Annotated in this window: 5 protein-coding genes and 1 pseudogene; 5 read left to right on the top strand and 1 reads right to left on the bottom strand. The window is 42.6% G+C overall.

The features are described from left to right. Positions 1-43: 43 nt before the first annotated feature. A complete protein-coding gene (locus EGS47_RS01355; RefSeq protein ID WP_044432702.1) occupies positions 44-772 on the bottom strand; it encodes a DUF6998 domain-containing protein in 729 nt (242 codons plus the stop codon). 723 nt (positions 773-1,495) lie between these two features. Here EGS47_RS01355 and EGS47_RS01350 point away from each other — a divergent pair. The 5 genes and pseudogenes from EGS47_RS01350 (at position 1,496) to tpgA (ending at position 16,049) form a co-directional block, all read left to right on the top strand. Beyond that, positions 1,496-2,065: a hypothetical protein gene (locus EGS47_RS01350; protein ID WP_016659739.1), complete on the top strand. Its 570-nt coding sequence runs from the start codon at positions 1,496-1,498 to the stop codon at positions 2,063-2,065. Positions 2,066-2,091: 26 nt separating this feature from the next. After that, on the top strand, positions 2,092-2,328 hold the full coding sequence (locus EGS47_RS01345) for a hypothetical protein (protein WP_016659738.1): 237 nt from the start codon (positions 2,092-2,094) through the stop codon (positions 2,326-2,328). Between the two features lie 642 nt (positions 2,329-2,970). Then, a pseudogene (locus tag EGS47_RS01340) lies at positions 2,971-3,632 on the top strand (IS5 family transposase); the annotation flags it as partial. 294 nt (positions 3,633-3,926) lie between these two features. Beyond that, positions 3,927-15,200 (top strand): ESPR-type extended signal peptide-containing protein, encoded by an 11,274-nt coding sequence (locus EGS47_RS01335; protein WP_125269120.1) that lies wholly within the window; start codon positions 3,927-3,929, stop codon positions 15,198-15,200. Between the two features lie 60 nt (positions 15,201-15,260). After that, positions 15,261-16,049 (top strand): trimeric autotransporter adhesin/peptidogylcan-associated protein TpgA, encoded by a 789-nt coding sequence (gene tpgA, locus EGS47_RS01330; protein ID WP_004282048.1) that lies wholly within the window; start codon positions 15,261-15,263, stop codon positions 16,047-16,049. Positions 16,050-16,135 lie beyond the last annotated feature (86 nt).

Raw genomic sequence — 16,135 nt, 5'->3', positions numbered from 1 at the left:
TATTTGGTTATTAGGTAGGACATTTCTACTTAGGAATAACACACTAAAAAGCCAAATGCTTTATAGCTTTAATCACATGATCTCCTAATTGTTGTGTATTTTTTGGATTACCTGCAGAGTTATCGATAGGAACATTCAATGAAAAAGCTATTTTTCTCAAAATTTCTTTAGCTGAAGGTTGTTTTTCACCATCTTTATAGACTTCTATCCTAGCATTTTCATATTGTTTTATTTCATACCCATCATGATTAATAGTATTTATAATTAATAACTTATGATTGTTATTGGTTTCTTCTTTAGGTTGAATTTCGATGTCTATTGGAACGTTAAAACCTATATCTAAGGCTGAGTTATCTAAAAAATTTCTGTTAGTAATACCTAAAATATATTTACCGCCATACTCTCGTGATTTAATTTGAAATTGTTCCATATCTAAGTCATAGACGACTTCAATGCATAGATCTGAAGGATTAATTCTTAAAACAATAACTCTATCAACTAATCCAATCGTTTTAAGATTGAAATCTACATGACTAGCTGTAGTAACAGTCTTTACAGATATTCTTTGTCCACTAGCTGAAACTACATCATATCCTTTCTGATTGACCGAATCAGCTAATTGCCCCAGAGTCATCATAGCTACATAAAGTTCACCAATTCTGCCAGTTAAATGTCTTAATTCAGCAATAGGCATCCCCCAAGAAAGTTCTTTTTCAAACCAGGCAATAGATTCACCGAGAGATTTAATAATATCGAATTGGCTTAAAGCCATGTTTATTTTCCTGAGGTTAATCAATGATAAATTTTATGACGAATACGAGTTTACATTTAACTCAGTTATAAATAGCGTCATATTATACAAAATAAAAAACCCCGACATCCTGTCGGGGTTTTTCGTATTTGGTACTAGGGTCAACTCCTGTCATCCCTCGCGTCCTGTCGCTGATCTTATTGTTGTTATGTGGAACATCCTGTTCTCGATGAACTCATCATAGGAAATTTAGCTGAGTATGGCTATTGGCAATTTTCTTGAATGGCTGTACGCCAAAACGTACATGATTTTATCAGGGATTTATCCCGATATTTGTCCGCAGGAAATGGGGATAATTTCAGAAATGAAGGCCTTTAGAAATCAGGAAAAATTGAAATTTTGAGTATTTTTTAACCAATTTTATTGGCTAAAAGTGACAAAAGTGCTTAAAAAGCAGCCGACTTGTTTCCGAGTCGGCTTTTTACCTATTTTTTAGTCATGAATAATTTTTTAAATATTTGAAAAACAATAACTTTTTATAAATGATTTCGCATAACCGCCATTATGTTAAATAGAATGTATATTCAGATAATGAAAAATATTCTCTATGTATATTTCGGAATTTTTGTAAATTTTAAAAATATTCTCTGCGTATGTATTGATATTCGTTTTGTATATATGTATATTTGGCTTATTGAGACTCGATATACAAATTTTAAAACCAATATTTATAGGATATACGTCATGAATAACCAAAAAATTGAACATCAATCTGTAATTGTCTTTACATCTGAGTCGAAAGATTCTTTAGTGAAGAATGGTGGAAGTAGAGCTTGGCGAGCTGTACTAAGTAAATTAGAACAAGCAGAATATTTAATATGTACTCAGAATACGAATAAGCTACATGAGCACGATCCTGAAATTGATCATGGACAAGCTTTTTATATTGGTAAGGTTCGGAATATTGAAATTGTTGAAGATGATCGAAAATTTATACAAGTTTCTGAATATGCATTTTTACCGAATGATGTTGTATTTAAAGAAGCATGGAAGCGGTTGACGCAAGGCGAATCAAATCAAGCCCAACAATATCCCGTAGCATATAAGGATACTAATGAGTTATTTGAAATGTTGCATTTGAACTTAGATGAATTGGACTGGATTACCGTAGATCAAACACAACGTATTAATTTAAATGAGCCAAAGACAATTACATCTGTAAACTTGCCTGAATTAATAGAGGAAGCCAGGCAGAAAATTTCAGAGGCTGCCAATGTAAGCCCAGATAAAGTAACAATCCAAATTTCATTTTAAAGTAAATAAATCTAGAAGGAATCAAGATGAATAATCAAATTTTTGACGCTATCCGTGAAGCTTTAGCAAATGCAGATGAAAGTTCTTGGACACAGGAATTACATATCCAAGTTATTAAATATGCAGATAGTTTGGCTGATGTCACAGGAAAAGAATTTTGTGAGGCCGTCCAAATTAAGGATAGCTATTTTGCTGAATTTAATAAGATGAAAAAGATAGCAACAAGATTAATCGCAGCAGGATTAGATGTTAGTCGTCTCTAGCCTTTATTTAAATTATCTAAAATTAACATAATACACCTTATACGAAACGTGTTATAATTTTCATTAGAAATCAATGCTGTAGTTTCTAGTTTATAGCCCAATCGAGCCCGTTTGGGCTTTTTTTATGATTTTTCATGTTCCACGAATATTCTTTAATCAATGTTCCACGGTTTTGATTAGATATTTTAATCATTCCAGTAAGAGCCGGCGAGTGTCTACGAGCGACCACCTGGCATTAAAATTTCGCCCCTGCCTTTTCTCTGATTACAAGCTCCCTTTCGATTTTAAACGGTAGGTACAGAGCATCCCGAATGGGTGCGAACTTTGGAGCTTTTGCTTTTCAAAAAGTTATAAAATATAAATCCTTATTTAAGTTTTTATAACGCAGTATTCCATTAACCTTTTTGATTAAAAAAGCACCATTAAAGTTGGACTTAAGAAAGTCCAATTTTAATGGTGCTGATGAAAATCATCACTTTGTAAAAATGAGTTTCAGTAGTTTTATAAATATTAAACTACTATAAGATCCAATCTCTTATTTCCATTGGAAACCAAAAGAGACACCACCACCAAAGTCACCGCGGCTGTTACCTGTTCCAGCAGCCTTATATACCCATTAATTGTTTTCAGTTATTCCACTGACCGGATTACTCCACCCTCTGTAGACGACAAAAGCATATTGATATTGCGATAAGCTATCAAAAAAGTCATGAGGGACTACATCTATTGGTCGACTCAACTAGCTTAAAGTTTTTAGGCGAAGGCGAATGGAAACGCAAGAAACATCAGCCTGAATATCGTCGCCAATGGCATAAGCTTCATATTGCTATAGATGCTGAAACCCTTCAAATACGTGCAGTACAACTCACCACAAATAATGTCAGCGATTCACAAGTACTTAGTGATTTACTTGATCAGATTCCATTGGATGAGCAAATAGACTCTGTTTATACCGATGGAGCTTATGACACAAAAAGATGCCGTCAAGTCATTGCAGATCGACAAGCACATGCAGTGATTCCTCCTAGAAAAAATGCAAGACCTTGGAAAGATACAAAATCACATTCTCAGGAGCGAAATGAATTACTTCGAACAGTTAAACGTTTAGGCAGAACACTATGGAAAAAATGGTCAGGCTATCATCGGCGAAGTTTGGTGGAAACCAAGATGCATTGCATCAAATTATTAGGGGAGAAACTCAGCGCTAAAAATTTAACAATCAAGTCAACGAGATTCATGCACGTGTGGCAGTCTTAAAGAAATTTACAGAATTAGGTCAACCTCATACCCAAGTTGCCACTTAAATTTGGATCACTTAGGGGCAGCTGTGCATTTCAAGCCTTTGTGCAACAAAGCCGGGTCAAAGTGTGATTTACTTCTCACAAGAAAAACTTTATTTTACTCTATAATAAACTTCTTGCGTTAGTCAAAATTTAAACAGCCCAAAGCTACATTTTATAAGGTTTTAGCCAATTCAAAAATTAGGTAAAACGATACTTTCGCAAGAGGTCTAATAAATTACATTTTTTTACTTGGTAAACCGACTTGTATACATAAGGCTACAAGTTCTAACTTCTTTTCTGCATTTGGAAATTATTATGAATAAAGTTTATAAAGTTGTTTGGAATGCATCTCTCGGTATTTGGGTAGCGGTTTCTGAGTTAGCCAAAGGGAAAACAAAAAGTTCTTGTTTAAACGAGGAACAGCATAACAACGATAATTCAATTACTAACAAACTACAGGACAAATTATTTTTTTTAAAACCTTTGTCTTTTGCCATTATTACAATTCTTATACCATCTTTTGTTTTTGCTGAAACTGGGGTTAATGGTGGTACTAGCAGTCAGAACAATAGCACTGCTATTTCTCCAAGTAATGCACAGTGTGGTACTTTAAGTACAGCAACAATCAGCGGAACTTCGACTAATAGCACGGCAATTGGATGTGGAACGACAATAGATAGTGCACCTGATTCGGTTGCTATTGGTAAACAAAATACAATTAGCGCAACTAATACGACTAACCAACAAATAGCAGATAGACGGACTGGGGCGAGTCTTGTCAATTACCCTACTGGGCAAACTGGATATTCAAGTGCTTCAGTTGCCATCGGTACTCAAAATACTACTGGTGCAGGTGGCGGTGTCGCAATTGGTAATGGTAATCAGGTCGATTCTGCATTTCATGGGGTTGCTATTGGACAAGGAAATAGAACAACAGGTGGATATGCAGTTAGTCTAGGCATTGGTAATGCTGCGAGTGGTGTATCAGCTGTATCAGTTGGTACTGCAAATGATGCATCAGGTAACACAGCGGTGGCTATTGGCCGACAAACTTATTCCAAAGCTGATTATGGTATTGCTGTTGGTAACGTTGCAACTGTGGAGGTTGGAGCAACAAATGGTATCGCGATTGGTAATACTGCCAGTGTATTAGGAACAGCAACGAATAGTGTTGCTATAGGTAAAGATGCGACTTCTAATGTAAGTAATTCCGTTGCATTAGGTGCTGGTTCGACTACAACTGCACAGTCGGGTAATTCTTTTCTAACGAATGTTGCACCATCTGCTACGAATGGCGTAGTTTCAGTTGGCACAACTGGTACAACTCGACGCATTCAGAATGTCGCTGATGGTGCTGCACTTACTGATGCAGTGAATGTAGCGCAATTGGATAAGGCTTATGATGACGCACATAGCCGATTAGCAACAGCTTTGGGTGGTGGGGCAACGTATGATCCAGTCACAAATGCCTATACAGCACCAACCTATAATGTCACTACAGATCCAAATGCAGGAACAAAAACTGGTAATGTAAATAATGTTGGTGCTGCACTTTCTGGTTTAGATACAGCGGTAAATAAAGCAATAACATTTAATGCTAATACAGGCAGTTCAACTAATAAACTAGGGTCAACATTAAATATTACTGGAACAGGTTCAACAGCTGGAACTTATTCTGGAAATAATTTAAAAACGTCAGTAAGTGGAAATACTGTTAGTATTCAAATGGCTGATGCACCAGTATTTACAGGTACAGTTACAGCTGGAAATCTTGCAACTGGTGGCACATTGAGTGTTACGGGTGTAAGTAATTTAAATGGCGGTGCAAATCTAAATAATCAAAAGATCACAAATGTTGCAGCAGGTACAGCATCAGGTGATGCGGTTAACTTTGGTCAGTTAACTACCACGAATAACAATGTAACGACTGCGCAAAATGCAGCAAATGCGGCACAGACATCGGCAAATGCAGCTCAAACTACTGCGAATTCAGCATTAACAGAAGCACAAAAAGGTTTGAATTTTAGAGCAAATGCAGGTGCTACAGATAAAGTTAGTTTAGGTGAAACAGTTACTTTAGCGGATGGTACCAATACCACTGTAACTTATGATGCTGCTACGAATACGTATAAATATAGCGTAGTAGATGCACCAACATTTACAGGAACAGTCACAGCAGGAAATCTTGCAACTGGTGGCACATTAAGTGTAACGGGAGTAAGTAATCTAAATGGTGGTGCAAACCTAAATAATCAAAAGATCACAAATGTTGCAGCAGGTACAGCATCAGGTGATGCGGTTAACTTTGGTCAGTTAACTACCACGAATAACAATGTAACGACTGCGCAAAATGCAGCAAATGCGGCACAGACATCGGCAAATGCAGCTCAAACTACTGCGAATTCAGCATTAACAGAAGCACAAAAAGGTTTGAATTTTAGAGCAAATGCAGGTGCTACAGATAAAGTTAGCTTAGGTGAAACAGTTACTTTAGCGGATGGTACTAATACCACTGTAACTTATGATGCAGCAACAAATACTTATAAATATAACGTAGTTGATGCACCAACATTTACAGGAACAGTCACAGCAGGAAATCTTGCAACTGGTGGCACATTGAGTGTTACGGGTGTAAGTAATTTAAATGGCGGTGCAAACCTAAATAATCAAAAGATCACAAATGTTGCAGCAGGTACAGCATCAGGTGATGCGGTTAACTTTGGTCAGTTAACTACTACGAATAATAACGTAACGACTGCGCAAACTACAGCGAATTCAGCACTAGCAGAAGCACAAAAAGGCATTAATTTTGGTGATGGTAGTACCTCAAATAACTATGCGTTGGGAGAAACTATCAATGTTAAAGGTGATAGTAATATCAACAGTGTTACTACTGCAGGTGGTGTGCAATTAAGTTTAGCATCGGATATTAGTGTCGACAGCGTGACCACAGGTAACAGTAAGCTCGACAACAGTGGCTTAGTGATTACAGGTGGCCCAAGCATCACGACTACAGGTATTAATGCCGCGAACACCAACATCAGCAATGTTGCGGATGCCACCACAGCAGACCAAGCGGTGAACAAAGGCCAATTGGATGCAGTAACAGCAGCAGCGGATGGCAAAACTGATGCATTGGGCAACAGCACAGCCAACAACTTAGGTGGTGGTGCAACATACAACAGTACGACAGGCGCAGTGACAGCACCGACCTATAGCGTGAATGGCACAGACGTGAACAACGTAGGTGCTGCGATCAGTGAATTAGACAAAGGCTGGAACTTGGCAAGCAATGGTGTCAATGCAGGTGCAATCAAAGCGGGCGATACGGTAGATATCGGTACAGCAGCAGGCGAAACGAATTTACAAGTTGCGAAGAGTGGCAACACAATTCAATACAGCTTAAGCCGTGACCTTGACCTTGACAGCGTGACCACAGGTAACAGTAAGCTCGACAACAGTGGCTTAGTGATTACAGGTGGGCCAAGCATCACGACAGCGGGTATTGATGCAGCAAACACCAACATCAGCAATGTTGCAGATGCGACCACAGCAGACCAAGCGGTGAACAAAGGCCAATTGGATGCAGTAACAGCAGCAGCGGATGGCAAAACTGATGCATTGGGCAACAGCACAGCCAACAACTTAGGTGGTGGTGCAACATACAACAGTACGACAGGCGCAGTGACAGCACCGACCTATAGCGTGAATGGCACAGACGTGAACAACGTAGGTGCTGCGATCAGTGAATTAGACAAAGGCTGGAACTTGGCAAGCAATGGTGCCAATGCAGGTGCAATCAAAGCGGGCGATACGGTAGATATCGGTACAGCAGCAGGCGAAACGAATTTACAAGTTGCGAAGAGTGGCAACACAATTCAATACAGCTTAAGCCGTGACCTTGACCTTGACAGCGTGACCACAGGTAACAGTAAGCTCGACAACAGTGGCTTAGTGATTACAGGTGGGCCAAGCATCACGACAGCGGGTATTGATGCAGCAAACACCAACATCAGCAATGTTGCAGATGCGACCACAGCAGACCAAGCGGTGAACAAAGGCCAATTGGATGCAGTAACAGCAGCAGCGGATGGCAAAACTGATGCATTGGGCAACAGCACAGCCAACAACTTAGGTGGTGGTGCAACATACAACAGTACGACAGGCGCAGTGACAGCACCGACCTATAGCGTGAATGGCACAGACGTGAACAACGTAGGTGCTGCGATCAGTGAATTAGACAAAGGCTGGAACTTGGCAAGCAATGGTGTCAATGCAGGTGCAATCAAAGCGGGCGATACGGTAGATATCGGTACAGCAGCAGGCGAAACGAATTTACAAGTTGCGAAGAGTGGCAACACAATTCAATACAGCTTAAGCCGTGACCTTGACCTTGACAGCGTGACCACAGGTAACAGTAAGCTCGACAACAGTGGCTTAGTGATTACAGGTGGGCCAAGCATCACGACAGCGGGTATTGATGCAGCAAACACCAACATCAGCAATGTTGCAGATGCGACCACAGCAGACCAAGCGGTGAACAAAGGCCAATTGGATGCAGTAACAGCAGCAGCGGATGGCAAAACTGATGCATTGGGCAACAGCACAGCCAACAACTTAGGTGGTGGTGCAACATACAACAGTACGACAGGCGCAGTGACAGCACCGACCTATAGCGTGAATGGCACAGACGTGAACAACGTAGGTGCTGCGATCAGTGAATTAGACAAAGGCTGGAACTTGGCAAGCAATGGTGCCAATGCAGGTGCAATCAAAGCGGGCGATACGGTAGATATCGGTACAGCAGCAGGCGAAACGAATTTACAAGTTGCGAAGAGTGGCAACACAATTCAATACAGCTTAAGCCGTGACCTTGACCTTGACAGCGTGACCACAGGTAACAGTAAGCTCGACAACAGTGGCTTAGTGATTACAGGTGGGCCAAGCATCACGACAGCGGGTATTGATGCAGCAAACACCAACATCAGCAATGTTGCAGATGCGACCACAGCAGACCAAGCGGTGAACAAAGGCCAATTGGATGCAGTAACAGCAGCAGCGGATGGCAAAACTGATGCATTGGGCAACAGCACAGCCAACAACTTAGGTGGTGGTGCAACATACAACAGTACGACAGGCGCAGTGACAGCACCGACCTATAGCGTGAATGGCACAGACGTGAACAACGTAGGTGCTGCGATCAGTGAATTAGACAAAGGCTGGAACTTGGCAAGCAATGGTGCCAATGCAGGTGCAATCAAAGCGGGCGATACGGTAGATATCGGTACAGCAGCAGGCGAAACGAATTTACAAGTTGCGAAGAGTGGCAACACAATTCAATACAGCTTAAGCCGTGACCTTGACCTTGACAGCGTGACCACAGGTAACAGTAAGCTCGACAACAGTGGCTTAGTGATTACAGGTGGGCCAAGCATCACGACAGCGGGTATTGATGCAGCAAACACCAACATCAGCAATGTTGCAGATGCGACCACAGCAGACCAAGCGGTGAACAAAGGCCAATTGGATGCAGTAACAGCAGCAGCGGATGGCAAAACTGATGCATTGGGCAACAGCACAGCCAACAACTTAGGTGGTGGTGCAACATACAACAGTACGACAGGCGCAGTGACAGCACCGACCTATAGCGTGAATGGCACAGACGTGAACAACGTAGGTGCTGCGATCAGTGAATTAGACAAAGGCTGGAACTTGGCAAGCAATGGTGCCAATGCAGGTGCAATCAAAGCGGGCGATACGGTAGATATCGGTACAGCAGCAGGCGAAACGAATTTACAAGTTGCGAAGAGTGGCAACACAATTCAATACAGCTTAAGCCGTGACCTTGACCTTGACAGCGTGACCACAGGTAACAGTAAGCTCGACAACAGTGGCTTAGTGATTACAGGTGGGCCAAGCATCACGACAGCGGGTATTGATGCAGCAAACACCAACATCAGCAATGTTGCAGATGCGACCACAGCAGACCAAGCGGTGAACAAAGGCCAATTGGATGCAGTAACAGCAGCAGCGGATGGCAAAACTGATGCATTGGGCAACAGCACAGCCAACAACTTAGGTGGTGGTGCAACATACAACAGTACGACAGGCGCAGTGACAGCACCGACCTATAGCGTGAATGGCACAGACGTGAACAACGTAGGTGCTGCGATCAGTGAATTAGACAAAGGCTGGAACTTGGCAAGCAATGGTGCCAATGCAGGTGCAATCAAAGCGGGCGATACGGTAGATATCGGTACAGCAGCAGGCGAAACGAATTTACAAGTTGCGAAGAGTGGCAACACAATTCAATACAGCTTAAGCCGTGACCTTGACCTTGACAGCGTGACCACAGGTAACAGTAAGCTCGACAACAGTGGCTTAGTGATTACAGGTGGGCCAAGCATCACGACAGCGGGTATTGATGCAGCAAACACCAACATCAGCAATGTTGCAGATGCGACCACAGCAGACCAAGCGGTGAACAAAGGCCAATTGGATGCAGTAACAGCAGCAGCGGATGGCAAAACTGATGCATTGGGCAACAGCACAGCCAACAACTTAGGTGGTGGTGCAACATACAACAGTACGACAGGCGCAGTGACAGCACCGACCTATAGCGTGAATGGCACAGACGTGAACAACGTAGGTGCTGCGATCAGTGAATTAGACAAAGGCTGGAACTTGGCAAGCAATGGTGCCAATGCAGGTGCAATCAAAGCGGGCGATACGGTAGATATCGGTACAGCAGCAGGCGAAACGAATTTACAAGTTGCGAAGAGTGGCAACACAATTCAATACAGCTTAAGCCGTGACCTTGACCTTGACAGCGTGACCACAGGTAACAGTAAGCTCGACAACAGTGGCTTAGTGATTACAGGTGGGCCAAGCATCACGACAGCGGGTATTGATGCAGCAAACACCAACATCAGCAATGTTGCAGATGCGACCACAGCAGACCAAGCGGTGAACAAAGGCCAATTGGATGCAGTAACAGCAGCAGCGGATGGCAAAACTGATGCATTGGGCAACAGCACAGCCAACAACTTAGGTGGTGGTGCAACATACAACAGTACGACAGGCGCAGTGACAGCACCGACCTATAGCGTGAATGGCACAGACGTGAACAACGTAGGTGCTGCGATCAGTGAATTAGACAAAGGCTGGAACTTGGCAAGCAATGGTGCCAATGCAGGTGCAATCAAAGCGGGCGATACGGTAGATATCGGTACAGCAGCAGGCGAAACGAATTTACAAGTTGCGAAGAGTGGCAACACAATTCAATACAGCTTAAGCCGTGACCTTGACCTTGACAGCGTGACCACAGGTAACAGTAAGCTCGACAACAGTGGCTTAGTGATTACAGGTGGGCCAAGCATCACGACAGCGGGTATTGATGCAGCAAACACCAACATCAGCAATGTTGCAGATGCGACCACAGCAGACCAAGCGGTGAACAAAGGCCAATTGGATGCAGTAACAGCAGCAGCGGATGGCAAAACTGATGCATTGGGCAACAGCACAGCCAACAACTTAGGTGGTGGTGCAACATACAACAGTACGACAGGCGCAGTGACAGCACCGACCTATAGCGTGAATGGCACAGACGTGAACAACGTAGGTGCTGCGATCAGTGAATTAGACAAAGGCTGGAACTTGGCAAGCAATGGTGCCAATGCAGGTGCAATCAAAGCGGGCGATACGGTAGATATCGGTACAGCAGCAGGCGAAACGAATTTACAAGTTGCGAAGAGTGGCAACACAATTCAATACAGCTTAAGCCGTGACCTTGACCTTGACAGCGTGACCACAGGTAACAGTAAGCTCGACAACAGTGGCTTAGTGATTACAGGTGGGCCAAGCATCACGACAGCGGGTATTGATGCAGCAAACACCAACATCAGCAATGTTGCAGATGCGACCACAGCAGACCAAGCGGTGAACAAAGGCCAATTGGATGCAGTAACAGCAGCAGCGGATGGCAAAACTGATGCATTGGGCAACAGCACAGCCAACAACTTAGGTGGTGGTGCAACATACAACAGTACGACAGGCGCAGTGACAGCACCGACCTATAGCGTGAATGGCACAGACGTGAACAACGTAGGTGCTGCGATCAGTGAATTAGACAAAGGCTGGAACTTGGCAAGCAATGGTGCCAATGCAGGTGCAATCAAAGCGGGCGATACGGTAGATATCGGTACAGCAGCAGGCGAAACGAATTTACAAGTTGCGAAGAGTGGCAACACAATTCAATACAGCTTAAGCCGTGACCTTGACCTTGACAGCGTGACCACAGGTAACAGTAAGCTCGACAACAGTGGCTTAGTGATTACAGGTGGGCCAAGCATCACGACAGCGGGCATTGATGCAGCAAACACCAACATCAGCAATGTTGCAGATGCGACCACAGCAGACCAAGCGGTGAACAAAGGCCAATTGGATGCAGTAACAGCAGCAGCGGATGGCAAAACTGATGCATTGGGCAACAGCACAGCCAACAACTTAGGTGGTGGTGCAACATACAACAGTACGACAGGCGCAGTGACAGCACCGACCTATAGCGTGAATGGCACAGACGTGAACAACGTAGGTGCTGCGATCAGTGAATTAGACAAAGGCTGGAACTTGGCAAGCAATGGTGTCAATGCAGGTGCAATCAAAGCGGGCGATACGGTAGATATCGGTACAGCAGCAGGCGAAACGAATTTACAAGTTGCGAAGAGTGGCAACACAATTCAATACAGCTTAAGCCGTGACCTTGACCTTGACAGCGTGACCACAGGTAACAGTAAGCTCGACAACAGTGGCTTAGTGATTACAGGTGGGCCAAGCATCACGACAGCGGGTATTGATGCAGCAAACACCAACATCAGCAATGTTGCAGATGCGACCACAGCAGACCAAGCGGTGAACAAAGGCCAATTGGATGCAGTAACAGCAGCAGCGGATGGCAAAACTGATGCATTGGGCAACAGCACAGCCAACAACTTAGGTGGTGGTGCAACATACAACAGTACGACAGGCGCAGTGACAGCACCGACCTATAGCGTGAATGGCACAGACGTGAACAACGTAGGTGCTGCGATCAGTGAATTAGACAAAGGCTGGAACTTGGCAAGCAATGGTGCCAATGCAGGTGCAATCAAAGCGGGTGATACGGTAGATATCGGTGTAGCTGATCCAACAGATAGCAACTTAACAGCAACTAAGACAGGTAATAATGTTGCATTTGCTTTAAGTAAAGACTTGACTTTGGATAGCGTAACGACTGGTCAAATAGCAGTTGGAAATGTTGCTATCGATAGTACGACAAATACTATCAAAGGCTTAAGTAATAAAGACTTAACGGCTGCTGACTTTGCAACTCAAGGTCGTGCAGCGACTGAAGAACAATTACAACAAGTAATTAGCAACAATATTACAGAAGTTGTTGATGGTAATGGTAATAAAGTCAACATTATTGATCAGGTTGTAAATACTCAACCAGACAATAAAAATCAGGACTCTTTGTTCCTTACTTATGATAAGCAAGGTCAAGAAACGACTGATCGTTTGACGATTGCTCAGACTGTTCAGAAGATGAATACAGAAGGTGTGAAATTCTTCCATACCAATGCAGACACTTCTAAAGGTGATTTAGGTACGACAAATGACTCAAGTGCAGGTGGATTGAACTCAACTGCAATTGGTGTCAACGCGATCGTTGAAGCGGGTGCAGATAGTTCTGTTGCACTAGGTCACAACACGAAAGTTGCTGGCGCTCAGTCAATTGCGATTGGTAACGGTGCAGAAGCATTAGGTACTCAATCTATCAGCATCGGTACTGGTAACAAAGTGAATGGGGATCATTCAGGAGCAATTGGTGACCCAACGATTGTTGATGGCAGCAACAGTTACTCTGTGGGTAACAACAACCAAGTATTGACAGACGATACCTTTGTACTTGGAAACAATGTAACTCAAACAGTTGCTGGTTCAGTTGTTTTAGGTACGGGTTCGGCAGCGACTACAGGTGCTGATGTTGCAGGTTATACATTGTCAGCAGCAACTACAGCTGACAAAACTGCAATTAGCAACACTACATCTACAACTGGTGCAGTCGCAGTTGGTGATGCTGCAAATGGTATCTACCGTCAAATTACTGGCGTTGCGGCTGGTACAGCCGATGCAGATGCAGTTAACGTTGCTCAATTGAAAGCTGTCGGTAATCAAGTGGTTGAAACACAAACTGCACTTGTAGACAGCCTTGGTGGTAATGCAAAGGTAAATGCTGATGGTACGATCACAGGCCCAACTTATAATGTGGCTCAAGGTACTCAAACTAACGTTGGTGATGCATTAACAGCACTTGATCAAGCAATTGGCAATGCTGCAACCACGTCTAAAACAACAGTGTCAAATGGTGAAAACATTGTTGTGAATAAGACGAAAAATGCAGATGGTTCAGATAACTATGAAGTTTCAACTGCTAAGGACTTAACAGTCGATTCTATTGCAGCAGGTGATACTGTTCTGAACAATTCAGGCATTAACATTGGTAATAATGCTGTTGTATTAAACAACACTGGTTTAGTAATTGCAGGCGGTCCGAGTGTAACAACACAAGGAATCAATGCAGGTAATAAACAAATTACCAATGTTGCAGCAGGTACGAGTGCTACAGATGCTGTGAATAAGGGTCAATTAGACACAGCGATTAGCAATGTAAATAACAATGTTAATGAGCTTGCGAATAATGCGGTTAAATACGATGACGCAAATAAAGACAAAATCACATTAGGTGGTGCTAATGGCACAACCATCAGTAATGTAAAAGATGGTGAAGTTGCTCAAGGCTCTAAAGATGCTGTGAATGGCGGTCAGTTGTGGAATGTTCAACAACAAGTGAACCAAAACACAAGTGATATTTCTAACATCCAAACCAATATCGACAATATCAACAGTGGTAAATCTGGTCTTGTTCAACAACAAACACCAAATGGTGAAATCACAGTTGGTAAAGATACTGGTGGTACTACAGTAAATGTTGCAGGTAAAGATGGTGATCGTGTTGTAACTGGCGTTAAAGATGGTGCAATCAAAGCAGATTCTAAAGATGCGGTAAATGGTTCACAGTTGAATACAACGAACCAAAAAATTGCTGAGTATCTTGGTGGTGGAGCTGGGTATGACAATATTACGCAAAGCTTTACTAATCCTACATATAACGTAGGTGGTAAAGATTACAACAATGTTGGTGGTGCAGTAGATGCTTTAAATAAAGCAGATCAAGCATTGAATACCAAAATTGACAATGTAAGTAATCGTCTAGAGCAAGCGTTCTACTCAACAAACCAACGTATTGATGATGTAGAAAAACGTGCGAATGCGGGTATTGCGGCGGCAATGGCTTTAGAGACAGCACCATTCGTACCAGGTAAATATACGTATGCAGCAGGCGCTTCTTATCATGGTGGTGAAAATGCAGTGGGTGTGACCTTACGTAAAACTGCTGACAATGGACGTTGGTCAATCACAGGTGGTGTTGCAGCAGCATCACAAGGTGATCCAAGTGTACGTATCGGTATCAGCGGTGTAATCGACTAATTCATTGTCGAGGAGAGTCATCTGACTCTCCTAGCTTCCAACAGATTAAGAGAGTAAAAAATGAAAAATATGATAAAAGCATTAGTATTTGGGATGGTTTCTACGATAGCAATCACTGCAATTGCAGATGATGAAGTGGTTGTTCAGCAAGAGGAAATTAAATTTCCTACGGTTGAAAAAAGTTACCTTAAACAAGTACAGCGTTATGAATATGACAATGTTGCACGCTTAGATACAGGTTTAACTAAAGACCAAATTCGATATATTTTGGGCAATCCTCAATTTAGCGAAGGGGTATTTTTTGTCAAAACGTGGAACTATGTGTTAGATATTCGCCAACCAAATAGCCAAGATTATTTACGTTGCCAATTACGCGTAGACTTTGATAAAAAAAATCTATCTGAGCGCTTATCCTGGAAAGGGGAGGCTTGTGAAGGTTTAATGGCTTGGGGTGCAAACAATCAAGTACCAAATGATACGAATTTAGCTGGAGCAAGATCAGGAAGCGTATTCTTTGCATTTGATCGTTCAAATGCAAATGCAATCGAACAAGGTTCAAGTTCTGTGGCGGCAATTGCCGAGCGAATTAAGCAAAGCAATTCAACAGGTCCGATTACAGTTGCAGGGTTTGCTGATCCATTGGGTAAATTTTCATACAACCATCAACTTTCAGCTCAGCGAGCGAATACAGTAGCGAAGCTTTTGGTAAATGAAGGCATTGATGTAAATCGCATTCAAATCCAAGCCAATAGCCAAACTGATTTATACCAACAATGTGCTGGTAACAAAGCTAATAATCGTCTTGTTGGCTGTTTAGCTCCAAATCGACGTGTGAATGTTAGTTGGTAATTTATGTATCTGGAGAGTGTTTATAACTGTGCTATATTATCAAACGATTATAGTATAATAATCTTAAGAATGAACACTCTTCTGTT

It is taken from the genome of Acinetobacter sp. FDAARGOS_515, from assembly GCF_003938865.1.
GTDB lineage: Bacteria > Pseudomonadota > Gammaproteobacteria > Pseudomonadales > Moraxellaceae > Acinetobacter > Acinetobacter ursingii.
The sequence above is the reverse complement of the archived record's forward strand: the minus strand, read 5'-3'. Positions and strand labels throughout refer to the sequence as shown.

What these genes read in the sequence shown, in the direction of transcription:
- tpgA (WP_004282048.1), top strand. Translation starts at nt 15,261, where the DNA reads ATGAAAAATATGATAAAAGCATTAGTATTTGGGATGGTTTCTACGATA.
- EGS47_RS01350 (WP_016659739.1), top strand. Translation starts at nt 1,496, where the DNA reads ATGAATAACCAAAAAATTGAACATCAATCTGTAATTGTCTTTACATCT.
- EGS47_RS01335 (WP_125269120.1), top strand. Translation starts at nt 3,927, where the DNA reads ATGAATAAAGTTTATAAAGTTGTTTGGAATGCATCTCTCGGTATTTGG.
- EGS47_RS01355 (WP_044432702.1), bottom strand. Translation starts at nt 772, where the DNA reads ATGGCTTTAAGCCAATTCGATATTATTAAATCTCTCGGTGAATCTATT.
- EGS47_RS01345 (WP_016659738.1), top strand. Translation starts at nt 2,092, where the DNA reads ATGAATAATCAAATTTTTGACGCTATCCGTGAAGCTTTAGCAAATGCA.